This window comes from Solibacillus sp. FSL W7-1472 (assembly GCF_037969775.1).
In the GTDB taxonomy this organism is placed as follows: Bacteria; Bacillota; Bacilli; order Bacillales_A; family Planococcaceae; genus Solibacillus; species Solibacillus silvestris.
Map to the genome: position 1 here is coordinate 1544055 of NZ_CP150208.1, position 25994 is coordinate 1570048.

At 36.4% G+C, this 25994-nt stretch carries 24 protein-coding genes; 14 read left to right on the forward strand and 10 right to left on the reverse strand.

Annotated elements, in window-relative coordinates:
* Positions 1-21: 21 nt before the first annotated feature.
* Both MKY07_RS07500 and MKY07_RS07505 read left to right on the forward strand, forming a co-directional pair.
* Complete coding sequence (locus tag MKY07_RS07500) at positions 22-1860, forward strand: hypothetical protein (RefSeq protein WP_339264270.1); 1839 nt, start codon at positions 22-24, stop codon at positions 1858-1860.
* 133 nt (positions 1861-1993) lie between these two features.
* On the forward strand, positions 1994-3421 hold the full coding sequence (locus tag MKY07_RS07505) for an aldehyde dehydrogenase family protein (RefSeq protein WP_339264271.1): 1428 nt from the start codon (positions 1994-1996) through the stop codon (positions 3419-3421).
* A 571-nt stretch (positions 3422-3992) separates the two neighbouring features.
* Here MKY07_RS07505 and MKY07_RS07510 read toward each other — a convergent pair.
* The 5 genes from MKY07_RS07510 to MKY07_RS07530 are packed head-to-tail and all read right to left on the reverse strand — an operon-like array spanning position 3993 to position 8798.
* Complete coding sequence (locus MKY07_RS07510) at positions 3993-5348, reverse strand: LLM class flavin-dependent oxidoreductase (RefSeq protein WP_065217115.1); 1356 nt, start codon at positions 5346-5348, stop codon at positions 3993-3995.
* A 14-nt stretch (positions 5349-5362) separates the two neighbouring features.
* Positions 5363-6175: an ABC transporter permease gene (locus MKY07_RS07515; protein WP_339264272.1), complete on the reverse strand. Its 813-nt coding sequence runs from the start codon at positions 6173-6175 to the stop codon at positions 5363-5365.
* On the reverse strand, positions 6176-6997 hold the full coding sequence (locus MKY07_RS07520; RefSeq protein WP_008406522.1) for an ABC transporter permease: 822 nt from the start codon (positions 6995-6997) through the stop codon (positions 6176-6178). It abuts the gene before it with no gap.
* Positions 6998-7016: 19 nt separating this feature from the next.
* Positions 7017-8009: an aliphatic sulfonate ABC transporter substrate-binding protein gene (locus tag MKY07_RS07525; protein WP_065217114.1), complete on the reverse strand. Its 993-nt coding sequence runs from the start codon at positions 8007-8009 to the stop codon at positions 7017-7019.
* A 15-nt stretch (positions 8010-8024) separates the two neighbouring features.
* Positions 8025-8798, reverse strand: coding sequence for an ABC transporter ATP-binding protein (locus tag MKY07_RS07530; protein ID WP_087617680.1), 774 nt, complete (start codon positions 8796-8798; stop codon positions 8025-8027).
* 428 nt (positions 8799-9226) lie between these two features.
* Here MKY07_RS07530 and MKY07_RS07535 point away from each other — a divergent pair, with 428 nt between their 5' ends.
* From MKY07_RS07535 to MKY07_RS07565, 7 genes are all read left to right on the forward strand, one after another.
* Positions 9227-10366, forward strand: a complete 1140-nt coding sequence (locus MKY07_RS07535) for a betaine/proline/choline family ABC transporter ATP-binding protein (RefSeq protein WP_339264274.1) — start codon at positions 9227-9229, stop codon at positions 10364-10366.
* The gene (locus MKY07_RS07540; protein WP_065217112.1) at positions 10363-11010 is read left to right on the forward strand and encodes an ABC transporter permease; all 648 of its coding nucleotides are present in this window, start codon (positions 10363-10365) and stop codon (positions 11008-11010) included. The genes MKY07_RS07535 and MKY07_RS07540 overlap by 4 nt, the downstream gene beginning before the upstream one ends.
* Positions 11007-11906 (forward strand): osmoprotectant ABC transporter substrate-binding protein, encoded by a 900-nt coding sequence (locus MKY07_RS07545; protein ID WP_339264275.1) that lies wholly within the window; start codon positions 11007-11009, stop codon positions 11904-11906. Before MKY07_RS07540 ends, MKY07_RS07545 begins: the two co-directional genes overlap by 4 nt.
* Positions 11903-12586 carry an ABC transporter permease gene (locus tag MKY07_RS07550; RefSeq protein ID WP_065217110.1) on the forward strand — a complete coding sequence of 228 codons (684 nt, stop codon included), beginning with the start codon at positions 11903-11905 and terminating at the stop codon, positions 12584-12586. The genes MKY07_RS07545 and MKY07_RS07550 overlap by 4 nt, the downstream gene beginning before the upstream one ends.
* 287 nt (positions 12587-12873) lie before the next feature.
* Positions 12874-15102 (forward strand): S-layer homology domain-containing protein, encoded by a 2229-nt coding sequence (locus MKY07_RS07555; RefSeq protein WP_065217109.1) that lies wholly within the window; start codon positions 12874-12876, stop codon positions 15100-15102.
* Positions 15103-15389: 287 nt separating this feature from the next.
* Positions 15390-15935, forward strand: coding sequence for a GNAT family N-acetyltransferase (locus MKY07_RS07560; RefSeq protein WP_339264276.1), 546 nt, complete (start codon positions 15390-15392; stop codon positions 15933-15935).
* A complete protein-coding gene (locus tag MKY07_RS07565) occupies positions 15935-16444 on the forward strand; it encodes a GNAT family N-acetyltransferase (RefSeq protein WP_065217107.1) in 510 nt (169 codons plus the stop codon). Before MKY07_RS07560 ends, MKY07_RS07565 begins: the two co-directional genes overlap by 1 nt.
* A 76-nt stretch (positions 16445-16520) precedes the next feature.
* Here the strand turns inward: MKY07_RS07565 and MKY07_RS07570 are convergent, their stop codons facing one another.
* The gene (locus MKY07_RS07570; RefSeq protein ID WP_008406533.1) at positions 16521-17459 is read right to left on the reverse strand and encodes a bile acid:sodium symporter family protein; all 939 of its coding nucleotides are present in this window, start codon (positions 17457-17459) and stop codon (positions 16521-16523) included.
* Positions 17460-17722: 263 nt separating this feature from the next.
* On the opposite strand from MKY07_RS07570, the gene MKY07_RS07575 reads away from it, so the two are divergent.
* The 5 genes from MKY07_RS07575 (at position 17723) to lepB (ending at position 21660) form a co-directional block, all read left to right on the forward strand.
* Positions 17723-18082: a hypothetical protein gene (locus MKY07_RS07575; RefSeq protein ID WP_065217106.1), complete on the forward strand. Its 360-nt coding sequence runs from the start codon at positions 17723-17725 to the stop codon at positions 18080-18082.
* Positions 18083-18146: 64 nt separating this feature from the next.
* Positions 18147-19193: an FtsX-like permease family protein gene (locus tag MKY07_RS07580; RefSeq protein WP_339264277.1), complete on the forward strand. Its 1047-nt coding sequence runs from the start codon at positions 18147-18149 to the stop codon at positions 19191-19193.
* Positions 19194-19197: 4 nt separating this feature from the next.
* Positions 19198-20388 (forward strand): FtsX-like permease family protein, encoded by a 1191-nt coding sequence (locus MKY07_RS07585; protein WP_339264278.1) that lies wholly within the window; start codon positions 19198-19200, stop codon positions 20386-20388.
* Positions 20385-21074, forward strand: a complete 690-nt coding sequence (locus MKY07_RS07590; protein ID WP_339264279.1) for an ABC transporter ATP-binding protein — start codon at positions 20385-20387, stop codon at positions 21072-21074. Before MKY07_RS07585 ends, MKY07_RS07590 begins: the two co-directional genes overlap by 4 nt.
* Positions 21075-21093: 19 nt before the next feature.
* Entirely contained in the window at positions 21094-21660 is a 567-nt protein-coding gene (gene lepB, locus MKY07_RS07595; RefSeq protein ID WP_339264280.1) for a signal peptidase I, read from the forward strand.
* Positions 21661-21809: 149 nt separating this feature from the next.
* Here the strand turns inward: lepB and MKY07_RS07600 are convergent, their stop codons facing one another.
* Genes MKY07_RS07600 through MKY07_RS07615 form a run of 4 tightly spaced genes read right to left on the reverse strand, consistent with a single transcriptional unit; the run spans position 21810 to position 25742 of the window.
* Positions 21810-22427, reverse strand: coding sequence for a response regulator transcription factor (locus MKY07_RS07600; protein WP_339264281.1), 618 nt, complete (start codon positions 22425-22427; stop codon positions 21810-21812).
* A complete protein-coding gene (locus MKY07_RS07605) occupies positions 22402-24681 on the reverse strand; it encodes an ATP-binding protein (RefSeq protein ID WP_339264283.1) in 2280 nt (759 codons plus the stop codon). Before MKY07_RS07605 ends, MKY07_RS07600 begins: the two co-directional genes overlap by 26 nt.
* Position 24682: 1 nt before the next feature.
* On the reverse strand, positions 24683-24841 hold the full coding sequence (gene comX / locus MKY07_RS07610; RefSeq protein WP_008406546.1) for a competence pheromone ComX: 159 nt from the start codon (positions 24839-24841) through the stop codon (positions 24683-24685).
* Positions 24842-24851: 10 nt separating this feature from the next.
* Entirely contained in the window at positions 24852-25742 is an 891-nt protein-coding gene (locus MKY07_RS07615; RefSeq protein ID WP_039967073.1) for a polyprenyl synthetase family protein, read from the reverse strand.
* Positions 25743-25994 lie beyond the last annotated feature (252 nt).

Genomic DNA, 25994 nt, shown 5'->3' on the forward strand with positions numbered 1-25994 from the left:
AGAGGAAAAGGTAGCAAACAAATGGGATTTAAAGAAGAATTTAAACGGGAAATGCGCAATGTCAAAAGCGATGTTGCGAAAGAAGTGGAAAAGCATTGGGTCCTCGATTTTGAAGGTCATCAAATAGAAGTAATGAATGGCATGATGGAAGAAATATTAAAAGTAGATGGACAAATTATTGCAAAGAATGTACGGAAATCAATCTGGTCGCATATTGTACCATTTTCAACGCTGAAAGGAACATTCCAATCAAACAGCGGTAAAACACATAAAGTATATGTGAAAATAGGCGGTTTTGTTAAATTGAATGTAACAGTAAAAGTGGATGGAAAACAGCTGATGCATGAGGCTTTGAAACTTCATTTTTTACCTTGGACAAATAAGGAGTACATTGTTCCTTTTTTAGAAGAACAATTTCAACAGAACCAGCAGCTTATAACAAAAGATTTGCCGGATGACGAGTTTTTATATGATGAACATCATCCGAAATTTGCACCGGGGTTTGCAGACCAGCTTCATCAGGAAGCCGTAACGCCATTTTATACTAAAAAGCTGATAAAGTTATTTTTGGAACAGGTCGTGAATCCGAACGATCAGACACGGAAAGCAACTTACGAAAAAATTAAAGATGAAAAGGTTATCAGCTACTTCCATGAATTTCTGGAACTGTTTTATGAAGCGGAAAAGGATGAAAATCGTGTGAAAGAAGAGGCAATTTGGCTTCTGGAACATGCGGCACATCGTGAAGTCGTTAAATTTGCACTGCTTGTTCTGGGTACTGTGAAATGTGAAGAGTATAAGCAACGCTTGAAAGTGATTGCATTGCATGAAGAATTCACCGGCGTTGCGTTATATGCATTGACTAATGGTACAACAAACAGTAATGAGACGGTGTGGTATATTGCGAAAAATGTTTCGGACTGGGGTAAACTCGAAGCATTGAATTTCCTGGATGCTTCAAATGAAGAAATTCGCCAGTGGATATTACTGGAAGGTCTAAAAAATACCGTACCGGGAAATGCCTCAGCATTAATGTGTGCTGAAAAAGGTAAACTTGATATTGAACTGCATGAAAAAATTATTTCCGGGAAAATATTTGACGGTGCTGGGGCGATAATATTAGCTCTTCTATATGAAGGGGCGTACCAAAGATTGGACGAGTATGAATACGCGGGTCAAGTTCTGATGCGCTATACGCACCATGCGAAAACACATTGCCGTACCTTCAACCAGTTTTACATTTTGACACAAATTCATGAATACTTGCAATATGATGAGGAAACATGGGAAGACCGCTTTTCTTCTAACTGGAAACCGCATGAAAAGCGCGCGGTTGAAGAAAATATTGAAGAAATTTCCCGGAATCCTATATGGCTGCAGCAAGCGATGGAAATTCTGCAAAATGACCAAGACGATGAAGATGAGGCGTTAGCAGTAGCCCAATTTTATAAAGCGGATATTACTGACATCGTATTTCAGAAATTAAAGAATAATCCGGAAAACGTACAATATTATTATTCATTATTTGCTGTAAAAGATCCGAAAATTATCGAACGGCTAATAGGAATTACGGAGTCATTTGGAGATTTCAATGAACTGACGAACGATCAGAAAGTTGTTGTTTTATCTCTTATTGAAGAATTGGATCAGTATAATGGTGTTGGTCTGAATTTCATTGGGCAAGCGCTAAAAACTACTGACGACCATCTGCAGTACATGGCGATTCTGACATTGCACTCATTCGATCGTGCGTATTGGCGAGGTACGGAAATCGAACAGCTTGTTGGACGTTATGCAAAAGAATCCAAAGATGCGGATGTGAAAGAAATCGCTAAGCAATTGCTTTCAATAAATGAATAGATAACGCTTTTTAAAAATTCGAAGTGCTATTACAGGCTTCGAATTTTTTTGTGTTCTAAGGTGAATTTCAAATGTTTACAGACAAGCACAAAGGGAATATTTTTTATAAGTCGATTTATAAAGGAGTTTGATTATGCTAAATCATACAAAACAGTACATCAATGGGGAATGGGTTAATTCTACTGGAACAGATACTATTGAAGTTATTAATCCGGCGACAGAAGAAGTAGTTGGTAAGATTAGCAGCGGAACTGAAGAAGATGTGAATCGAGCGGTCCAGGCAGCAAAGGAGGCGTTCCCGGCATTTTCTAAAATGTCAGTGGACGACCGTATAAAGCTTTTAGAGGCAATTGCTGAGGAATATGAAAAACGTAAAGACGATTTAGTAAATATAATGACCGCTGAACTAGGTGCGCCTATTACAAAGTCGGAGGAAATCCACTATAAGATGGGGCTTTCACACTTTAAACAGGCGGCAGAACAGTTAAAAACCTTTAAGTTTACGGAAGAACGAGAGAAATCCTATATTCAAAAAGAACCGATTGGTGTAGCAGGTCTGATCACACCGTGGAATTTCCCTACAAATCAGATTTCCACTAAGCTTGCCAGTGCATTGGCAGCAGGTTGTACGATGGTTGTGAAACCTGCTTCCCAAACACCATTTGCAGCAGTAATTCTGGCGGAAATTTTGGATAAAGCCGGTGTTCCAAAAGGCGTATTTAATCTTGTCAATGGTTCGGGTTCAACAGTTGGTGAGGCAATCAGTTCTCATCCGGATGTCGATATTGTATCGTTTACAGGATCTGGAGAAGTAGGCAGCGGTTTAATGAAAAATGCTGCAGAAGGTATTAAAAATATCTCCTTGGAACTTGGAGGCAAATCGCCTTTCGTTATTTTAGAAGATGCGGATGTAAAAGAAGCAGCAAAAACGGCATTGGCTCAAATTGCTATGAATACTGGGCAAGTATGTTCTGCTGCTACACGCATGATTGTACCGGAAGAAATGCATGATAAGTTCATAGAGGCAATGAAAGAATTAGTAACAGAATTCCCAGTTGGCGATCCGCAGGACAAAAACACATTTATGGGTCCGCAAGTTTCAAAAGACCAATGGGAAACAGTTCAGTCCTATATTAAAAAAGGGGAAGAAGAAGGCGCAAAAATTGTAATCGGCGGCCCTGGCAGACCCGATGGAATTGATAAAGGATTCTTCTCCCAAATAACCGTTTTCACAAATGTGAAAAATGATATGACAATTGCACAAGAGGAAATTTTTGGTCCGGTTATGTCGGTTATCACTTATAAAGATTTAGACGAAGCAATTGATATTGCCAACGATACGATTTATGGTCTTGCCGGTTATGTATTCGGAAATGATAAAGAAGAACTGAAGAAGGTCGCTTTATCAATCCGAGCGGGACAAATCCGTATTAATAATAGTGAAACGGATCGATCGGCACCATTTGGCGGATTCAAACATTCTGGTATTGGCCGTGAATGGGGCGATTATGGAATCGAAGAATTTCTCGAGCCAAAAGCGATTATGGGAATGCCGTTATAATCGTGAAGCTGTCCAAGTATCAGTGACTTGGGCAGCTTTTTTTGTGCTTTGGAGAAACGTTAGGATTTTATTAGAAAAGTTGGAGAGTTTATTAGAAGAAGTGTATTGGTTATTTGAAAATCTAAGTGGGATATTTGAAAAGTTGCCCCTCCTATTAGAAGAAACATGAAATATATTAGAACTTCGGGATTTTATTAGAACATATAAAAATATATTAGAAGATTTAAGAGTTTATTAGAAAAGCGGTACCTGATACCCCCGAAAAGAATCAACTAATATTCAAGTTATCCACAAGTAACTGAAAATTTAGAAAATTATTGCGCGGGCAATATCTGCACGTTTCCATTGTCCCTACAATGATTGCCTCAATTTCCTTTGCTTAATTTCAAACGTAAAGTAGGTTTTTCCTGAAATATAAACTTAATGACTACGCCAATATTTATTCCCCTAAGATTCTGAGTTTAATAAAAATCCCCCGGAGAGAATGAACTCACAGGAGATTGCTGAGAAAATTTTTATAGAAATTAATCATGAGAATAGGGAGAGTTTTTTTGAAAATTTATAGCTATCATTAAATCTGTAAACTCACCTGTTCCTTATTCTTTTTAAAATGGTTTCTCTCCGGCCGGACCAAACCTAGATGCTCGCGCAGCGTATCACCTTCGTACTCTTTGCGGAAAAGACCGCGTTTTTGCAGCTCGGGAATTACTAAATCCACAAAAGTGGTTAAGTGATCCGGAAGAACAGGTGGCATAATATTAAACCCATCGCAAGCATATTCATTAAACCAAAGCTCCAGTAAATCTGCCAGCTGTGCAGGAGTGCCGACAAATTCCAGATGGCCCCGCGCTCCGTGCATCTTGCGGCCAAGTTGGGCAATGGAAAGATTCGCTTCACGTGCGGAGTCTATAAATAACTGGATGCGGCTCTTCATCGCATTTGATTGTGCAGCTAAGTCCGGCAGCTCAGGTAGGGGACCAGTTGCCGGATAGTCGGATAAATCAATACCTAAAAAAGCGGAAACGGTTTTCAAAGCTTCATCATCCGAAATTAATTGATTGAGCTCTTCATATTTTGCCCAAGCAGCTTCTTCTGTTTCGGCAATAATTGGTGAAATACCAGGCATAATCTTGATGCTGCGTGGATCACGGTTTTCTTCAGCCAATTTCGCCTGGAGCTTCTTATAAAATGCTTTTGAATTTTCCAGTGATTGACTTGCAGTAAAGACCACTTCACCGGTTTTTGCCGCGAAGGCAATACCGGCTTCCGAACCGCCTGCTACAACGAGTACCGGATAGCCTTGCGGTGGACGGGGTACATTTAAAGGACCACGCGATGCATACCATTCGCCTTTATAATTAATTTCCTTTACGGAACCTGGCTTTATAAATTTACGATTTTCCTTGTCATTAATGAGTGCATTGTCATCCCAGCTATCCCATAGATTACGTGCCAGATCTACATATTCTTCAGCCATCTTGTAGCGTAGCCCGTGCTCAGGATGCTTTTCTTTACCAAAATTCTGTGCTTCGGTGTCATGCTGTGATGTTACAATATTCCATGCAGCCCGCCCGTGACTAATATGGTCTAGTGTTGCAAAGCGTCTTGCTAAATGAAACGGTTCGTTGTATGTTGTAGAACTAGTTGCTGTTAGTCCTAATTTTTTTGTATGAACGGCTATTGCTGATAATAGGGTAACAGGATCAAGCATACCGGATGCCGTCTGCTCAGCACCTGAAACGTGTAGGTAATCCGCCAGAAACATCATATCGAATTTACCGCGTTCGGCAGTTTTTGCGACTTCTATGAAGTAATCGATATCAAAAGGGTTGTGGCCTGATCCGGATGGATGCCGCCAACTTTCACTATGATGACCACTGTAATAAATAAATGCACCTAAACTTAATTTTCCTTCTCTTTTACTCATATTAAAATTCCCCCTTAACCTTTGTATGTGTCACGCCATTTTAAGGCGCGTTTTTCAATTAAACCGACGAGCGAATCCGTGAATTTGCCAAGAATAATAAATAAAATGAGCCCGACAAACACAATATCTGTTTGCGAATAAGCACGGGCATCCTGAATCATATAGCCAATTCCAGCACTTGCGCCCATCATTTCGCTGACAACGAGCACAAGCCAAGACGTCCCCATTGCCAGACGAAGACCAAGTAAAAGGTTGGGCATTGCTGAAGGAAAAATAAGCTTTGTTAATTTTTCCTTAAAAGAATATTGTAAAATACCGGTCACTTCATAGAGTTTTTGGTCAACAAGACGAATGCCAAGAAAAATATTGACGTAAACCGGGAAAAATGCGCCAAGTGCGATCATCAGCACTTTGCCAAACTCACCAACACCAAACCATAGGATAAAAAGGGGTATGAGCGATAATAGCGGCACAGTCCGTAACATTTGAAGGGACGGGTCTATCAATTGCTGTGCAATTTTACTGAAGCCGGTCGCAATACCTAAAATGATCGCGGTAAGGGCACCTAACAGAAAGCCGAAAATTACACGCTGCCCACTAGCAAGAAAATGAACAGGCAATTCCCCATTGGCCAATAAAATCCAAAATGTCGATGCAATTTTAAGTGGTGTCGGTAAAATATGTTCTTCTACGAGACCAAATGTACCTGCCAATTGCCAAAGCACTAAGATTGAAACAGGAAAATAAAGCGGATAAATGATGTGCTGAACTTTCTGCAATGGCCATCTACGTTTTACTTCCAGCGTTTCCTTTGAAACTAGCGTCATTTATTTCCCTCCTTTAAAAGTGCTCTGCCAGTTTAATAATTTTTTCTCCACTGTGAGCACAAGAAAATCCGATAACTTTCCGAGTAATGCAAAGATGATAATTCCTACAAATACTGTCGTTATAATGGACATAGAACGCGCATCATTTATTAAGAATCCAATTCCCTCTGTTGAGCCCATCATTTCAGCGACTACCAACCCTAGCCATGAAACCCCAACAGACAGGCGTAGTCCTAGTAAAATATGGGGAAGCGCGGACGGGATAATTAGTTTTAAAACAAGCTGCATTTTATTAAACTGCAAAACTCGTGCTACTTCGAATAACTTACTGTCTGCTGAACGAATTCCTAAAAATGTATTAATATACAGAGGGAAAAAAGCGCCTTTTGCAATTAACAATAGTTTCGATGTTTCCCCAAACCCGAACCATAAGATGAATAGTGGGGCAATTGCTAGATGGGGAAGCATGCGAATCATTTGAATTGTTGGGTCAAATGCACGTTGGCTTTTATAGGAAAATCCAATAATCAGGCCCAGCACCAAACCAAGAGACCCGCCAATAGCCAGACCGGCCAGTGCACGTAAAACCGATACTTGCAAATGTCCGAGCAAATGCTGTTGCTGCAGTAAAAAAATGAATTCATTCCAAATAGCTGAAGGGGCAGGGAGTAGAAGCGGATTTAAATATCCACTTCGGCCAGCCCATTCCCAAAGAAACAGTAAACTTACAGGAAGGAGCGCACCCAGTAGTAGCTGCCTGCTCTTTGCTGAAAATGCGATCTTTTTCCTGTCTTTGGGTAGAGTTTTATTAAGTGTGACCATGATAACGCCTCCTCAAAAATTATTTAACGGCTTCCTTATAAAAGCGATTGTCGAATACTTCGGAAACATCGATTTTTTGACGAATTGTCCCCTGTTTATATTGAAAATCTGCCGTTTTTTGGTGTTCCTGAATAATTGCATCCTCTACTAAAATATTTATGCTTTTTGAGCGTTGTCTTGTTTGCTCCATTAACGCAACTGGTAGATTACGTTCTTTCGCATAACGCTCCACGGCTTCGGTTTCGTTTGCAGTTTCCCATGCCAAAAGCTCATTTAATGTTTTTAAATACGTTACAACAAGTTCGGGGTGTTCTTCAGTAAATTTTGACCGTGCAATCGTATATGAAGGGGAGAGAAGACCGACTGATTCTCCGTCTGCAATAATTGTTCCTTTTTCAGACAGCGTATTAATTGTTAAGTAAGGCTCCCAAATCGCCCAGGCATCGACACCCCCTGAATCGAAGGCAGCCTGTGCTTCATCGGGATTTAAGTTAATCAGTTCCACTTCATCTGGATTGATGTTTAATTTATCAAAGCTTCGCAAAATAAAATCATAGGCATTTGTTCCTTTACCGACAGCTATTTTTTTTCCTTTCAGCTCTTCCAAAGTAGTAATGCCGCTGGATGACTGGACAATAACACCTACGTTTTTCTTGCCTTCCAATGTTTGAGAAATAATCTTAAAAGGGATATTGGCAGCTTGTGCTGTAATAACAGGCATGTTGCCAAGTCCTGCAATATCCAATTTGTTCGAGGCAATTGCTTCAGTCATCGGAGGGCCGCTTTGGAATTCCACCCATTCCACCTTTGCCCCATGTGATTCAAAAGCCTCTTCAAATAATCGATCTTCCTTAGCTTTACCGAACAAGCCGCCACTCCCTTGGATCCCGATTCGAACGACTAGATCATTACTATTTGAGGATGCTTTGGAGGATTTTGTTTCTTCACTTGCACACGCTGCCAACAGGAAAGTTAAAGCTAATAATAAAAATGTGTATAACTGTTTTCTCATATAATTTCGCTCCTTTTATATACCTGCACCAACTGTGTAGGACTCATCTTCAACTCTTTCAAATTCATTCAGTACTTTGCGACGCATTTCCTGGAAAGACAGCGAAGACCGTTTTCTCGGGAATGTAAGTTCAATAGGCAACACCGCTTTAATATGTCCCGGTCGCGGATTCATAATGACAACCCGTTGTCCAAGGAAAACAGCTTCATCCAAATCATGTGTTACAAAAATCATCGTTGTTTTGTTTTTCGTCCAAATATCGAGCAATACTTCCTGCATATGCGAACGTGTGAAAGCATCAAGCGCACCAAACGGTTCATCCAACAGCAACACCTTTGGATTTCTTAACAGTGCACGTGCAATGGACACACGCTGTGCCATGCCGCCTGAAAGCTGTTTCGGATAGGCAGTTTCAAATCCTTCTAGTTTCACAAGCTGGATCAGTTCATCTACCTTTTTACGAACAGAAGGATTTTTAAGGGACTGATCACCGGCGATATTTTTCTCGACCGTTAGCCATGGAAATAGGCGCGGTTCCTGAAAAATAAATCCTTTCTCCAGACTGGGTCCTTTAATAGGCTGTCTGTCCAGTTCAACAATGCCTTCATAAGTCGTATCTAGACCTGCGATTATTTTAAGCAAGGTACTTTTGCCACATCCGCTTGGTCCAATAACTGTTATGAATTCACCTTGCTCAATTTGCAGATTCACATCTTTTAATGCAATTACTTCTTCGGTTTGCGTTGAGAAAATTTTGTTTAACGATTGAATAGTTAACGCATGTTCCATCAATATTTTCCTCCTTGTCAATAAAAAAGAGGCACATAATTGGCGTATAAATACCCCATTATGTGCCTCTAGTTATCTAGTCAGCTTCAATACCTAGTAAACTTATATACATAATAAATAATGTTAGCTTCATTGTCAAACAATTTCGAAAATAATTCTTTTACCCATTGGATAAAAGAATTTAAATACTTATTTTAAATGCAATTAATTTATATAATATCTGTTTTTTCATAATGCTTTTAATGTTTTCAAGCAAATTATTTTCAATTAATAAACAGTCCCATTATTACAATTAAATAAATAATAATGCAATATTGAAAAATTAATGTCATTCTTGTTACGTTTTTTGAAATAAAGGGTAAGGAATGGAAGTATTCCTCAAATAAACTGAGAAATACAACAATACATAAGAAGAAGGAATGAGCTGTATGTTACATATCGAAAACTTACGGAAGGTATACCGTGGCGGGAAAGTGGCCGTTGATAACTTAACACTTGATATTAAAAAAGGAGAGTTTATAGCATTTATTGGTACAAGCGGGAGTGGTAAAACGACAGCCCTTCGTATGCTTAATCGCATGGTAGAGCCTACAAGCGGAATGATTTCAATAAACGGAAAAGAAATCACGAAGCTGAATCCAGTCACTCTTAGGAGAAGTATCGGCTATGTCATTCAACAAATTGGTTTAATGCCGCATATGACAATCCGTGAAAATATTACGCTTGTCCCGCGGCTACTTCAATGGTCGAAAGAAAAACGCGATGAAACGGCCAAATACCTTTTATCGTTAGTCAATTTACCGGGAGCGTATTTAGACTATTATCCATCCCAGCTTTCGGGCGGGCAGCAGCAGCGTATCGGTGTAATTCGTGCTCTTGCAGCTGAGCAGGACATTATCCTAATGGACGAGCCGTTCGGTGCACTTGATCCGATTACCCGCGATACATTACAGGATTTAATTAAAGAGCTTCAAAAGACGCTTGATAAAACGATTATTTTTGTTACGCATGATATGGATGAGGCGATTAAGCTTGCTGATCGCATCGCTATCATGCATGAAGGGAAACTTGTGCAGTTTGATACCCCTGACAATATTTTAGCGAGTCCCGCAAATGACTTTGTAAAAGAATTCATCGGTTCCCATCGTTTAATCCAGCAAAGACCAAATATAAAAACGGTGGACGAAGTAATGATTAAACCAGTATCAATTACCGTTGAACGCAGCTTGGATGAGGCAATCCGCTTAATGGTTAAATCACGAGTGGATACGTTGTTTGTTACAGATGGACAAAATCGATTACTCGGTTTTTTAACAGTCGAAAGTTTAACAGGGAATGCGCGCACGAAAAAAAGTGTTTCAGAAGTTTATAATCAGGATGTCATTTTCATGAAGACGGGTTCCAAACTTCAGGATACGGTTCGTCGTATTTTAAATCTTAATTTGAACAATATTCCGGTTGTTGATGATCAGCAACATCTCATGGGCCTCATTACTCGAGCGAACATCGTAGATATTGTTTACGATACGATTTGGGGAGAAGAGGAACAGGAGCTGATGGATGTATGATGAGCTTTTTCACGGAAAATAGTGCCGATATTTTACTTAAAACATGGGAGCACTTCTACATATCTTTTAGCGCTCTATTATTAGGAGTGATCATTGCCGTTCCTTTAGGCATATTGTTGTCGAAAACGAAGACAGTCGCAAAAATCGTTCTTACAGTTACAAGTGTCCTGCAAACAGTACCGTCCCTTGCTCTGTTAGCGATTATGATTCCTTTTTTAGGTGTCGGCAAAGTACCGGCAATTTTTGCGTTATGCATCTATTCTTTACTGCCAATATTGAACAATACGTTTATTGGGATGCAATCTGTTAATCAAAATATTAAAGCGGCAGGTACAGCAATGGGCATGACCCCGTTGCAATCGATGCGAATGGTTGAATTACCGCTTGCCATGCCAATTATTATGTCGGGCATCCGATTATCTGCAGTATATGTTATTTCATGGGCAACATTGGCATCATATATTGGTGCTGGCGGATTAGGAGATTTTATTTTTAATGGACTAAATTTATATAAAACAGAGCTCATTGTAGGAGGGGCATTATTAGTAACTGCCTTAGCCCTGCTCGTGGACTTTCTGTTAAGCCGTTTTGAACGCTTCATGATTCCAAAAGGGCTTCGTATGCAAGGAGGTCGAACATCATGAAAAAATTGGTAGTAATTTTACTGGTCGCAACTTTATTAAGCGCTTGTGGCAATGAAGCGAATGATAAAATCCGTATTGGTTCAGCTGTAACAACCGAGAGTCAGATTATCGCTTATATTGTGAAAGGAATGCTTGAATATTACACCGATGAAGATGTGGAACTAATAAATAATTTAGGGTCATCCGTTGTACTTCATCAGGCGATGCTGAATGGCGATGTAAATCTTTCAGCTGTGCGCTATACCGGGACGGATTTAACAGGGACGCTAAACCAAGATCCGATAAGCGATCCGCAAAAAGCTTTGGCAGCGGTTCAACGATTATTTCAGGATGGGTTTCAAATGACGTTTTTCGATTCATACGGTTTTAATAATACGTATGCTTTTATGGTGACACAGGAAACAGCCAAAAAATATGGATTAGAGACGATCAGTGATTTGAAGGACATAGCTCCTGATTTACAAGTGGGTGTTGATACATCATGGATGAACCGTGAAGGTGATGGTTATGAAGGCTTCGTAGAAACTTACGGGTTTGATTTCGGCCGAGTTTTCCCGATGCAAATCGGACTTGTCTATAATGCTGTTTCACAAAACGAAGTAGATGTCGTGCTGGGCTATACAACCGATGGACGTATCGCTTCTTATGATTTAGTCGTTTTAGAAGATGATCTGCAATTTTTCCCACCGTATGATGCGTCCCCATTTGCAGACACGGAACTTCTGGAGAAAAAGCCGGAAGTGAAACAGGTACTTCAGCGACTGGTCGGAAAAATTTCTACAGAAGAAATGCAGCGCCTGAATTTCCTGGCTGACAATAACTTAATTGAACCGGCCGTTGTTGCTGAGGAATTTTTAAAGGAACACGATTATTTTTCAGGAGATGATACACCATGACAGATATGACACAGCTATCGGTAGTTGAACAATTTTTCTTTTATATGAGAGAAAATGGTTCTTATGTATTTTCACAATTTCTCGCACATTTTCAGTTGTCTGTGTATGGTGTATTGTTTGCATCTATAATAGGTATTCCAATAGGGATTTGGATTTCGAAATTTCCGAAGTTTTCAGGTCCTGTCATTACACTCGCCAATATTATTCAAACGATCCCAGCGCTCGCATTAATGGCAATGATTATGCTCGTTTTAGGTCTTGGAAAAACGACGGTTATTGTGACCGTATTCTTTTATTCTCTTTTGCCGATTGTTAAAAATACATTTGTCGGTATTCGGAATATTGATCGTAGCTTAACTGATGCAGGGCGCGGTATGGGAATGACCAAGCTACAAATTCTGTATATGGTGGAGCTGCCTTTAAGCCTCTCTGTTATTATAACTGGTATTCGCATTGCCCTTGTCGTGGCAATCGGTATTGTCGCTATTGGTGCGTTTATTGGAGCTGGCGGTCTTGGTGATATAATCATTCGCGGAACAAATGCTACGAGTGGTACTGCTATTATTTTAGCGGGAGCACTTCCAACCGCATTAATGGCAATTTTGGCAGATGTACTACTGTTATGGCTGGAGAAACGACTTGATCCAACAAAACGAAAAAAATTAAGAGTCGCAGCTTAGAATAATAAAAATTTTCAAAACCCCTATTTTCAAAATAGGGGTTTTTTATTCTTTTGGGAATATTTTGCGATAACTGTTATAACAACTGGTAATATTTTTAAAAAGAGGGAAGAGGGAGGGCTTGATTTTTTATGTTATTAATAAAACGGTTAGATATTTGGCTTATTGGCTTTAACGTCTTATAAATTTATGTAAAATTATAACAAATATGAAACTTTTTGTATGTTCATTTCGTATTATATAAGTGTAAACATATGTTTTACGAAAAAGAGATAGGGGGATGAAGAGTGGTAACATTTAAAAAGGCGGGTGCAATGTTAACCGCAACAGCGCTGTCTGTTGGTTTATTAGCACCAATTGCAAGTGCTTCAACAGTAGGGAATGATCGAATGGAGTCATTGCCGATTCAAGTGGCACAAACGAATACAACGGTAACAAAAGAGGATTTAATGAAGCGTTTCCGAGAATTATTTCCGAATGAGTTCAAAAATGTAACTGAAAAAGATTTCCAAACGGGTACGGGCTATTCACGTCCAACAGACACGACGGTAAGCTACGAACTTTATTTCTCTAAGCGAATTGATAACCAATATGTTCATGGAAGCTTTATTTTTGTTGGAGAAACGTTGGAGTTAGAACAATTCTATTATCAACCAGTAAACACAAAGGATATATTGTTCCCGGCAAAATATTCAAAAGAAGAAGCACAAAAAGTAGCGGATAAATTTATGGAAAGGTTCAATAAAGGCGAGGGGTATGAGCTTGTGCCAAACGCACACGATTTTTACTCACCTTCAATTTTAACACAGCCTGTTGAATACTCATTTATGTATGAAAAGAAAAATTCGGGTATTCCCATTTCAGATCAAACCATTAATATCCGTGTGTTAGGGGATGGCACAGTATCATCATTTTATAGAACAACACCTCCAAAAAATAATTTTACGTATGATGATCCATCAAAAAAACAAAATGAATCATCTATTGCCGACCGCTTGCAAGATGCTTTAAAAGCACAGTTGTCATATTCAATTGTTCCGGATTACACAACAGGGGATCATAAAGTAAAGCTTGTTTATGAACCGAATAGCCAAGTTATTTCAGGTGTCCATGCGCAAACAGGAGATTGGTTAACTATGGACGGGCTCTCTTCAACTTTATCAGCTAAATCACTTACACCAATTGTTTCGGCGCCATTAGCGGCAAAACAGCCGAACATGACAGCGGAGCAGGCGCGAGCAATGGCAGAAAAATTGCTGGCAACAGATATTAAAGGTGTTCAACTAGAAATTGGAGCAGTTGATGAAACAACAACAGAAACTGGTAAAGAAGTATTCAACATTCAATATATGTATAACTATCGTAATGGTGGAACAGGAACTGTACTAACAATTGATAAAGCAACAGGGGAATTTATTCATTATAGTGATATAAAAAGTAACCTCGAGGTAGAAGAGGATGAAAACGATACAGAAGTAAAATTATCGCAAAAACAGGCGTTGGATAAAGCGATTGCCCATATAAAAGATTGGGTACCTTCATCTGCTCATAAGTATGCAATACCGGTGAATGAGGGCTTCCATGAGAGTTATAATGACAGTTATTACTTTACGTTCCCGCGTATCGTGAACGGATTAACAGTAGCAGGAGACAATATCTCCGTAAATGTCGATGCTAAAACAGGTGATTTAGTAAGCTTGTATGTAAGCGATTATGGCGAATTGGAGTGGCCGGCAGCAACTGATATTATATCAGAACAGGAAGCAACAAAAATGTTGAAAGACGAGTTGAAACTGAAGCTGCAATATGTGAATCATCCAAAAGTGGGTAATGAACAGCATTATAGCTTAGCGTATCAACCAGTCTTCAAAGAAGGATCGTCTGCTGCCATTGATGCCAAAACAGGAGAATGGTTAGATGTTTATGGAATGGCCAGTTCGGACAAGCCTAAAATCGAGCATCCAAAAGCCGCTGAAGAATTAAATTATTTAATTCATGCAGGTATTTTGGAAGTAAATGACAAGTTTAACCCGGATGCTCCGATTACGAAAGAGGAAGCGTTAAAAGTTTTACTGAAATCAGTGACTTACATGTATTACAGCTCTAGATTCGATGAGTTTGAAATGGCGGATGAATCATTTACGGATATTACGCCAGATGATGCTATATATGCATTTGTCACACGTGCCTTAAAAATGGGGATGCTAGATGCATCTACTAAAACATTCAATCCTAAAACAGCCCTTACAAATCAAGAGCTGGCAAAATGGGTAATTGGTACACTGAAGTTAAACAAACCTGCACAACTTAGCGATATATATGAATTGAATTACAGTGATGCCGCACTAGTGGATAAGAAAGTACGTGGTCACGTGGCGTTAGCATATGCAATGGGATTACTTGAAGCCGAAAATAATCAGCTAAAACCAACTAGTGAAGTCACGTATGCACAATTAGCTCAAGTGACGATTCGTTTAGCTCATAAAATGAATGAATATCAGATTGAAAATTATTAATGGCAGGTTTTGTATTGAACACATTGATTAAATGAAATATCCCTTGCCATTTAAACGGCAAGGGTTTTCATATTTAAATATAGAGATCATTACTTAGGTAGAAGAAAAGAAGATACTTGAGACAGGTGTACGATACAACCTTTGCAAATATATATATACATAAAAGCACTCTATACAAATGAGGAAGTCAGAAAATACCTTGGTGGAACTGTCAATTCGAAAGTCAGATTAATGGGGCAATTCATGCAAACTGCTTAAAATTAAAGTGTTACGAAAGGAGCAGTACTATGTTTCCAAAATTAGAAACTAAACGACTAGTGTTAAGAGAAATTCTTCCTTCCGATGCGGAAGATATTTATTCAATTTTTTCAAACGAAGAGGTAACAAAATATTACGGATTGAACACATTTAAAAAAATAGAGCAGGCAGAGAAGTTAATCGAGGCATTTATTATTAATTTTCAATCTGAAAAAGGGATGCGCTGGGGAATTGAAAAGAAGGGCGTTCCGGGTTTAATCGGTACAATTGGCTTTAACTCATGGTCAAAAACGCATCGGCGTGCAGAAGTAGGGTATGAAATTTATCCAGACTTTTGGCGGAATGGTTATGCATCGGAAGCAGTAGCTAAAATCGTTGACCATGGATTCCAGGAGATGGAGTTAACACGAATCGGTGCCATCGTTTTTGTGGAAAATATAGGCTCCAGTCAATTATTGATGAAACAGGGTTTTGAAAAGGAAGAAATTTTAAGAAAGTATATGTATCAAAATAACGAGGCTTTCGATGTAATTATGCTATCGAAGTGTAATCGGCAAAATAATGGAGATGAATAATGGATATTAATCGAAATGAAATTTACTTTAGAAAGTTAAAATTAGAAGATTTTAATGCTGTCGTTGATTGGAGTAGGGATGATGGTTTTTGTGAAGCAAATGGATGGCAAAAAAATAGAGATCATCTGGAATTATTTAAATGGTGGGAACGTTGTGTAACTAATCAACAAAAAGATATGATCCGTCTTGGAATTGAATATAAAAATAGACTTATCGGTTATGCCGATTTAGCAGAATTTAAAAATAATAGTGCAGAAATAGGTATTGCTATTGGAGATAGTACTCTTTGGAATAATGGTATTGGTACTCATATGATTAAAAAATTGCTGAATTATGCGAATGAACAATTCGGAGTCACCACATTTTACGGAGAAACTAATGAAACAAATCATTGTTCCAGAAAAATGATGGAGAAGGTTGGATTTACTGAAGAAAGCCGTGAAGGAACTGAATTATATATAGGTAAAGAAGTTAAGTTAGTACAATATAAGTTAGAATTGAATGAATAAAGCTCTCTAATACATACATATATCGAAATAAAAAGTGGTACGAATCAACAACTTCGTACCACTTTTTGTGTAATATCTATTTGACCTTCTTATTCGCTCTTGAACCCCAATACGTAGCAAGAATCGGTCCGGAAATATTGTGCCAGAAACTGAAGATTGCACTCGGAACCGCTGATACGGGATCGAAGTGTGCCATAGCTAATTGGGCACCTAATCCCGAATTTTGCATCCCAACTTCAATCGAAATCGCTTTTTGATCATCGTATTGCAATTTGAATAATTTCGCTACTAAGAACCCTATTAAGTACCCTAACCCATTATGTAAAATTACAATGGCAAAAATGATTAATCCTGTTTCTAAAATTTTATCCCGGCTTCCGCTTACTACGGCTGCAACGATCATGACAATCGCAATAACGGATACAGTTGGAAGTATATCGATGCTTTTCTCCACAATTGGTCTAAATAAGAACTGAGCAACGATTCCTAAAACAATTGGAATTAATACAACTTTGATTACCGACATAAACATGGCCATAAATGAAACCGGTAACCATTCGCTTGCTAATAAATAAATTAGCGCAGGTGTCACAAACGGTGCCAATAATGTCGTACATGATGTAATCGTAACAGATAATGCTGTATTTCCTTTTGCCAGGAAAGTCATAACATTTGATGAAGTACCTCCTGGACAACAACCTACTAAAATAACACCAACTGCAATTTCAGGTGGTAAATTGAAAATTTTTGCTAACGCGAATGCCAATAGCGGCATAACCACAAACTGGGAAACAATCCCGATAATCACGCCTTTCGGATGTTGAAGAATCAATTTAAAATCATCTAGTTTCAATGTCATCCCCATACCAAACATGACAATCCCTAATAATATGGTGATGTAACTACCAATCCAAGTGAAATATTCAGGCAGCCAAATCGCTAAACCAGCTGCAACGAGTACCCAAATCGCAAATGTATTTCCTGCAAACTTACCTATCTTCTGTAAAACTCCCATGATGATGTAACCTCAGCTTTCTATTGAATTCATGTTATTTTAATATATTGTTTTTATAATTGCAATAATATTTTGAATATTACAAACATAAATCGGTAATTTCTTTTAAGATTATCCTGATAAATTTTGAATATCGTGAGTGTCGTGGCCGACATAAAAAAAGTCGGTTGAAATGGTGGAAGGGAGTTGGCTATGATTGAGTTAACTCGAGGATGAATTACTATAGTAATATTACAGTTTAATTATTTTAGGAGATGAAAATTATGAAAAAATATCTTATCACTGCTGCATTAACTTTAGGTCTTTTAGTAGTAGGAACAACAACAGCTCAAGTAAAAACACATTGGGGATTCTCTGAAACAGGTACAATTAATGTTACTGCAGAAGCTTGGTTTAACCCGAGTATTAAAGTTCCATCGGGTACTTCATTAGATGGATTAAAAGCTAATAGTTATGTAAAACAAGCTTGGGTACGTATCGTAGAAGGAAGTTATGATTCAGGCCGAGCATACACAGCTGTAGCGCCAGCTTCTAAACCAAACAAAGAATACAGTGTGAAAATTACAAGAGTTAATAATCCGTTCGCTGATTTAAAATCTTCTAATGGTTGGTTATATTATTAATTTTAATTAATTAGTATTTTTTACACACGCTCATTCCTCGAATAAAGGGATGAGCGTGTTTTGATTGGAGGGGTTAGATATTTTACTTAAAAAATCATTATATATCATTATTTATTATATAACGGTAGCAGTGTTTAGTTGTTTAGCTTTTTCGTCATTAGTAGTATCTTTTGAGAAAACAAATCAGCTTCAGGATGGTTTAGGAATAGAAAGTTTACAAGTAAATATTCAAGAACAAGAAATCGATGAAAGTTCAAATTCGAATTTCAAAACAGCGGATCTAATTGAATCATTGAAGGAGATTAGTATAAGTCCATTTATCATGTATAAGGATACAGGTACTCCTCATGGAAAAGAATTTTATGTCCATAACAGCAAATTACCATTAGTAAAAGAAAATGCGGAAAACATACCGAATACGGTTTACTTAGATAAATCTTTTGAAAAAAATAGTATAGAAAATAAAAATAACCATTACTTTATCTATAAAAGCATCCCATATAAAGTAGTGGGGATATACGAACAACAAAGAAAAAATATCAATCAAAACAGTGTGTTCCTAGCTGCCATGGATATTACTGCAAACGGCTTAGGTATGTATTATATCGATGGCATCCACCCATCTGATATGAATAAAGTAGTGGAGCACCTGGAAAATCGCGAAATTTTTGTAGATGCGACGATTATACCTATGAAAAAAACAATGAAAGAAAGAATCACCTTAGTTGCAAAGGATCAGGCGGTAGTATTAATACTGTTAATTGTAACCCTAATTTTAATAGGAATGAATACAATAGGCGTGACAATAAACTGGATTCTTTCTCGCAATGATGAAATATACGTAAGATACCTCGTGGGAGGAACTACAAGAAAAATTAATTGGTGGCTTTTAAAAGAGTATTGGTTAATTTTAATCTTTAGTTTTGTAATTGGGTTTATTTTAGCGATGATGCTATTAAAAATAGGCATTTTTAAGTATGTAGTGAGTGAAATCGATCGGTATGGAATTGGGTTAGCATTTGTATTTTGTTTAATTATAGGGACACTTACAAAAATCATCTCCTTATTGTTGGTTTACAGGGGTAAAAATAAGTTCAGGAAAGGATATTAATCGGATGAATCAATTTATTCTTGCTCTTTCGGATCTTTGGAGAAGAAAAATAAACTCAATATTTCTCTTTATTCAGGTAACATTATTTTTAATATTATTAAATTTTGCAATTATGGCATTACAGGATTTAGAAAACATGAAAGCTGAAGTAAACCGTTTAAATAAAGATGAGCAAATTTATTCTTTAATAGATGTAACCAATCAGGCACAAATTGATCAACTTCTAAGTGATGAGAGCAGAATAGAAGATCTTCAAAGCCTGTATACATATATGTTTAACAATACAGCAAACAATGCATTCACTTTATATTCTTCGTACCTTTCGTTTAATGATCACAACTTGCAACAAATTCCTACTTTAGCTCATCCGGATAGTAGGACATCGAATGTAAGATACCTTTATGTGAATGAATATTTTTTTAAATACTTTGATATGGATTTAGCAGAAGGGCACTACTTTAATCATGAAGATTACACAAGCAATAGTGAAATCATCCCGGTCATATTAGGGTATGATTATAAGGATATATTGAATATTAGTGACACTTTTGAAGATATATCAGGTACAACCTATAAAGTGGCGGGTTTTTTGAAGGAGAATATGAATTATATTGATATAATGGCAACTCGGGAATTTATAAACCTCAACAATATGATGCTGATTCCTTTAAATGAAAACAAACTGATTAGTAATACTGATTATGATGCGGTTATTAATCGAGCATATATTATTCCGGAAGCGGAGTCGGTACTAGCTGACATTGTGAATTATGCCGCTGATTTGAATACATATTCTTTTGCGTATAAAAGTATGAATGAGCAAATTGAATATGTCATTATGGACAAAGAAAAGTGGATTCAAACCCAATTGTTTTTGGCTGTCCTTGTGGCTTTATTTACGATTGTTAGCTTTATAGTGACATTTTTACAGTTTATTGAACAGAATATGTATGAGTTTGGTGTGCACTATCTGAATGGTGCGACCAACAAGGATATTATGATGAGAATTGTTTTTCAGGTAGTCCCTTTCATTGTAGTAGGGGATATCGTATCATTAACTTTCTCAGGTTTTGATCACTCTGGTTGGTTAACAATTCTAGCCAGCATTTTATTACTGATCATTGTTTGTATTATTCCGGTATTAAAAATATACCGTCTGGAAGTAACGTCAATATTAAGGTGGGGAGTACGATGACTTTAATCACATTAACCAATATAAAAAAAAATTTTGGGAAAAGCGAGTCGCTGACACATGCATTAAAGGATATAAACTTTAAAGTGAAGGAAGGGGAAATGATTGCGATAACTGGAACATCCGGATCAGGTAAAACGACATTGTTAAATATTATTGGGTGTTTGGACCAACCAACCCTGGGAGATTATCAGTTATTAGAACAACAAATAAGCCAAAAATCCGGAAAAGAGAGGGCTGTATTAAGAAATAAATTTTTCGGATTTGTCATGCAGGATTTTGCATTAGTTGATTACTATACAGTGTTACAAAATATTAAATTACCGTTATTGTATACTACGGATAAAAAAATAAAACAAACTCGCATCAATAGGATTTTGTCATTGCTAGAAAGTTTAGGAATCGAGGATAAGGCAAACGTTAAAGCAGGATTGCTCTCTGGAGGACAAAAACAGCGTGTAGCAATAGCGAGGGCATTAATTAACGATCCGAAAGTAATTTTAGCGGATGAACCAACAGGTGCTTTGGATCAGAAAACATCATTGGAAATTATACAATTATTAAAAGAGTTAAATCGAAAAGGGAAAACGATCATTATCATTACGCATGATCCTACCATAGCAGCACATTGCTCAAGGATTATAGAACTGCAAGATGGCATCATCACAAATGATATAATAAATACATAAAGGTAGATGTGAGAATTAAATGAAAAGGGGAATTTTTGTGAGTGGAAATATAGCGAAGTTAATGGATTGGATAAAACCTATTGTAATAGCCACTGTTTTAATTGTATTAGTGCGATCTTTTCTGGTGACTCCGATTGTGGTTGACGGTGCATCGATGAAACCTACATTAGAGAATGGTGATCGGTTAATTGTAAAAAAGATTGGTGATTTTGAAAGATTTGATATTGTGGTGTTTAATACTAGTATTGGAACCAAATATGTAAAGCGGATTATTGGTATGCCGGGTGATCATATTGCCTATAAAAACGATGAATTATTTATAAATGGAATCTTATTTGAAGAGCCATATTTAAATTCATCGAAATCACAATTAGAAGGCGCACTTCCATTTACATTGGATTTTTCGTTAGAGGAAACCTTAAATATCTCGAAAATTCCAGATGGCTTTTATTTTGTAATCGGTGATAACCGAAGAAACAGTAATGACAGTCGTAATGCTGAAATAGGCCTTGTTGCGGAAAAAGAGATCATAGGAACAACAGATGTAAGGTTTTATCCATTTAATGATATTGAATTACTGAAATGATGAAGACCAATCTTTATTTTAATTGAAGTAAATTGAATAAATAATGAAAAATACGTATGAGATGCTTCTTCGGAAGTTTCATACGTATTTTTTAAATATTCTTCAACTAAAATAACCTGCCAAATTTGGTTATGATGATAATGACGGGTTTAAAGTAACCCCTTTTCCTGAACTACTCTGATTGCTTCCTGTCTTGAAGATACATCAAGTATTATAAAGAGCTGAGTTAAATAACGCTCGGCAGTACGTTGAGTTACATTGAATTCTTCAGCAATCATTTTGTTCGTATAGTTTGCAAGAAGCAGAGTAACGAGTTGCTTTTCTTTAAAATTCAATTGGAGTTTACTGGACTTAATTTTTATTTTCTGATTTACGTACTCGATAAAGTCGGACGGTAATAGATATTCGTCTCGAATGACTGAACGTATCGTTTGAACAATTCTCTCATACGGTGCTGTTTTGGAAACAAGACCATCAATCTTTTTTTCTAAAATTAAGGGATAGTATGGATGAATATCTTCCCCGGTATATAGAATTACTTTTGAATTGGTTTGATACATTTTGATTTCGGAAGCTAATTGTAAGCCGTTTTTTTCCGTCATATTGATATCAATCACATATACATCGTATTGTTTGTTTACTATTGTAGAAAGTACATTTTTCGGATGATTTTCAATTTCTACATTCATGTTCGGGATGTCATCAAATAATGTTTTAGTACCTTTTAATACAATAGGATGATCATCTATTATTAAAATTGAAATCATTACTATTCTCGCTTTCCTTAATAAATAGTTTCATTGAAAAACCTTTATTTTTATTTGATTTAATTACCACTTCACCGTTTAAGGCATGAACTCGTTCCTTAATACCATATACTCCTAAAGTTTCGGACTGATCTAATATCGAAATGTCACAGCCGACACCGTTATCCTGATATATAATTTCTATCCCTTGGACTGATTCAAAAACTGAAATAGTTACTAGTGATGCTTCAGAATGTTTTATCGCATTATTTAATAGTTCCTGAATGATACGATAGATACTCAAAATAGTTTGATCATTTTCGAGATACATACGATCAATTGTTGTATCCAAAGTAAAGTGTGCCTGTGACTGAATTTTTTCAAAAAGTCTTTCCAGTGCGGTATTTAGTCCCATTTGAAATAGTAAGGGAGGCTTTAATGTTTCGCAGTATAATCGCAGCTGCTGTATAGAATGAAGCATTTGATAATGAATATCTGCTAATTGCTCAGATTTGGCATGCCGCTGTGTTGTATCATAAATTAACTTATCCAACTGCCGTGCAATGGATATATTTTCTTGTAAAATTGTATCATGCAAATCCTGTGCAAGAATAAATTTTTCATTTTCAATTTTAAACCAAAGTAGTTTTTTCATCCAAGATGGTTCAATAATATGTTCCTGCTTTAAAAGATTTAATTCTGCAATAAGTTCTTCGATAATTTTAGTATTTTCAATAAATATACTCGTATAAGCTAGGCTAAGTTCTATCCAAAGAAGTTCTTCGGGTTTTAACCGAATATTTTTATTATGATCGATAAATAGAAAACGTTTAAAATTACCATCTTCATGGATAGTTGCTAAGTAAAATTGCTTGTTTTTTACTATTGTACCAGTAGGCAATAATAATAAATTCCTATCATCTATTGAGTGTGCCAAATTGTCATTCTTACTAAACTCTTTATTTTTAAAATCATAGATCACTATGTAAATATTATTAATTTCTAAATGATTTGAAATTTCTTGTGAAAGAACCGTCAATAGTTCATTAATACTGTATACTGTTCCGAGTTTTTGAATTGTTTGGTACAGTTGGTGAATATAATTACCTTTTGAAGAGAACAGTATTTTTCTTCCATGAAAATCAAAATTTTCCTTAATATATAATAAAATAATTAATGAAAGAGTAATAAATAAAAAAGTTAAAATAACCTCGGTAATTTTCAAATCGATAAATAGATAAAGCCCTGAGGCAATCCATACACTAAAGATCATGGCTATAATTAAATAGTACCGTATTCTCGTAATGTGGTATTTAAAATCGTACAATCTCTCAGTTAAATGAAAGAATATTACGTTAAACGGTAGTAGCAGAAAAAACACCGTACAAATTTCAGCAGACAAGATATATTTCCCTAAAAGAATTTTAGGTAATAGAAACAATAATATAAAAGGGGTGAATGGAATAATTAACCCTATAAATAAACTTTTAAGTTGAAGCAAACGTGATTTTACATAAATTACTGCAAAAATAGAGAGCGTATATATTACCAGTACAGATAATAGAATTAATATAATGAACGAATCAGTGCCTGCGAATGGCGGATAAATGAATCGGCAACATCTTATAAAAATCGCTATAATAGGTAATATATAAAGATATTTTATATTTGATAATAATTTATTTGGTATATTCCAGAAGTGCAAATAATGTTTTATAAAATGTAACAGTAAGACCAGACTCAATAGCAGACAGCCACTATTTACAAACACACCTAACATATCCATACGTGCTGATGCACCACTACTTATATAAGCAAGTGAAACAGCGAGATTAAACCCAATTAATAAACTTATTGAAGGGATATTTTGCTTTTTTATGTACAAGTAGAGAACCGTAATGATTGATAGAATAAAATAAAGAGAAGGGATGACAACTTGCATAATCCATTGTTCAGGTAAGTCTTTATAATGAATAGGGACTTCGCGAATGTTCTCATCACCGGATTTTATTAGTATTGTTTCTGCTGCTCGAATATAAGGGTCATATTCAGTTTGAGTAAATTGATGAATGGGTATTCCATTTATTTGTAAAATAATATCCCCTTCATTTACATCATGCTTTTGAGCCCATTTCGAGTAAGTCATGTCTTGGATGACATAGTTTGAATTAACCTGATTTAAGGAAATGTCGATTAAAGGAGTATTCAGGACAATGGAAAAAACGTAGATTCCAGATAAAATATAGGTTAGTAAGAGTAGATAATACGCTTTCAATTTATCCCCAAAATGCACTTTCCTGCTTCACATCTTCTTCAAATGCTTCTAGAATAGAAACTTTCTCAACTTCGCTCACTCCGATTAGGGAAATTTTCTCTTCCTTTAATAATTGAAACATAGTTGGGTTTTCCTTAAAATATTGAATGATTTTTAACATAAATCATACCTCATTTCATTAAATTAATTAGAATTTTTTGCAATTCTTTACTCTTTACATTATTTTCGATTAGAATCAGCGTTTTGTGCTTATAAACATTTTTAATCGCAATTGTATATTGATAAGCTCCGCTAAATTGAATAAAATCTTTTAGTTCGGAAAGATTCAATTCAACATTATCACCCTGATAATACTGTTTCAAGTTGCATACCAGTTTGTGGTTGGTGTTCATCAGGTAAATTATAGGTAAAGAGTACTTCCTGTTTAGTAAATCATTTGAGTGATTCCAATTATTTAAGCTTTGAAGATCATTTTTAATTTGTTGAATAATACCGAGGTTTTTGGCGTACTGTAAAATTTCCTTAGAAACTTCCCCTGTTGCCAAAATAGATCCTACTGCACAACTCATCATACAGAGTGAAGCTGATTTTAATTCAATCATCTCCAAATACGAAGGTTGATCGCGGGCTTGATTTAATAAGTCCAAATGCTGGCCATTAATTGATGATAAAGAATAATAATCAATAGTACTCATGGCTGTATGTGTAAATTCCGAATCCAAACTGCGTAATGTTTTGTTTCCCAATGTTAGTATTGCAATAGCAGCATTTAAAGTTAATGCTGGATGATCTCCCCACCGATTGGGTTGATCTTGATCTTGTAAGTCATCTATTATATTAGAGGCAACAATGATTAATTCTATAGCAGCTGCAGCTTTTACTATAGTTTCACCAAATCTCCCGCCTTGATCTAAAAAATGTAATAGACAAAGTTCACCAAAATTGAAGCATTCTTGTTTAACAAAACTGATTATCAACTTTTTGAAATCTTGATCGATTAATAATTCTTTATCGATAATTTCATTCAAAGTACTTTGAATTTTTTCTGAATGATTATCCAACAAATTCACCTCATGAAACCTTTTCGAAAATAATACAAATTTCATAGTATCCCTTAATTTGTTATTTTACAATGATTTTGTCATGAGGTGTACCGTCTATTTTTATTCGGTACCGAAAAATAATTTGTCGGTGGCCCGAGTGTATTTTTCTAGGAATGACGCTGTTTGTTATTTTTTTATTCTAGAGTTAGAAGATTTTATAATAGTAATTATTTCTTTTCAAAAAGTTATAGTACTTTTTCTTGTATAATA

Excerpts from the sequence above, each read along its gene's own strand:
- MKY07_RS07570 (WP_008406533.1), bottom strand. The coding sequence starts at position 17,459 with ATGGGAGTTTTACAGAAGATAGGTAAGTTTGCAGGAAATACATTTGCG.
- lepB (WP_339264280.1), top strand. The coding sequence starts at position 21,094 with ATGAAAAGGGGAATTTTTGTGAGTGGAAATATAGCGAAGTTAATGGAT.
- MKY07_RS07565 (WP_065217107.1), top strand. The coding sequence starts at position 15,935 with ATGGATATTAATCGAAATGAAATTTACTTTAGAAAGTTAAAATTAGAA.
- MKY07_RS07545 (WP_339264275.1), top strand. The coding sequence starts at position 11,007 with ATGAAAAAATTGGTAGTAATTTTACTGGTCGCAACTTTATTAAGCGCT.
- MKY07_RS07560 (WP_339264276.1), top strand. The coding sequence starts at position 15,390 with ATGTTTCCAAAATTAGAAACTAAACGACTAGTGTTAAGAGAAATTCTT.
- MKY07_RS07515 (WP_339264272.1), bottom strand. The coding sequence starts at position 6,175 with ATGACGCTAGTTTCAAAGGAAACGCTGGAAGTAAAACGTAGATGGCCA.
- MKY07_RS07525 (WP_065217114.1), bottom strand. The coding sequence starts at position 8,009 with ATGAGAAAACAGTTATACACATTTTTATTATTAGCTTTAACTTTCCTG.
- MKY07_RS07505 (WP_339264271.1), top strand. The coding sequence starts at position 1,994 with ATGCTAAATCATACAAAACAGTACATCAATGGGGAATGGGTTAATTCT.
- MKY07_RS07500 (WP_339264270.1), top strand. The coding sequence starts at position 22 with ATGGGATTTAAAGAAGAATTTAAACGGGAAATGCGCAATGTCAAAAGC.
- MKY07_RS07530 (WP_087617680.1), bottom strand. The coding sequence starts at position 8,798 with ATGGAACATGCGTTAACTATTCAATCGTTAAACAAAATTTTCTCAACG.
- MKY07_RS07535 (WP_339264274.1), top strand. The coding sequence starts at position 9,227 with ATGTTACATATCGAAAACTTACGGAAGGTATACCGTGGCGGGAAAGTG.
- MKY07_RS07590 (WP_339264279.1), top strand. The coding sequence starts at position 20,385 with ATGACTTTAATCACATTAACCAATATAAAAAAAAATTTTGGGAAAAGC.
- MKY07_RS07520 (WP_008406522.1), bottom strand. The coding sequence starts at position 6,997 with ATGGTCACACTTAATAAAACTCTACCCAAAGACAGGAAAAAGATCGCA.
- MKY07_RS07540 (WP_065217112.1), top strand. The coding sequence starts at position 10,363 with ATGATGAGCTTTTTCACGGAAAATAGTGCCGATATTTTACTTAAAACA.
- MKY07_RS07510 (WP_065217115.1), bottom strand. The coding sequence starts at position 5,348 with ATGAGTAAAAGAGAAGGAAAATTAAGTTTAGGTGCATTTATTTATTAC.
- comX (WP_008406546.1), bottom strand. The coding sequence starts at position 24,841 with ATGTTAAAAATCATTCAATATTTTAAGGAAAACCCAACTATGTTTCAA.
- MKY07_RS07585 (WP_339264278.1), top strand. The coding sequence starts at position 19,198 with ATGAATCAATTTATTCTTGCTCTTTCGGATCTTTGGAGAAGAAAAATA.
- MKY07_RS07550 (WP_065217110.1), top strand. The coding sequence starts at position 11,903 with ATGACAGATATGACACAGCTATCGGTAGTTGAACAATTTTTCTTTTAT.
- MKY07_RS07575 (WP_065217106.1), top strand. The coding sequence starts at position 17,723 with ATGAAAAAATATCTTATCACTGCTGCATTAACTTTAGGTCTTTTAGTA.
- MKY07_RS07600 (WP_339264281.1), bottom strand. The coding sequence starts at position 22,427 with ATGATTTCAATTTTAATAATAGATGATCATCCTATTGTATTAAAAGGT.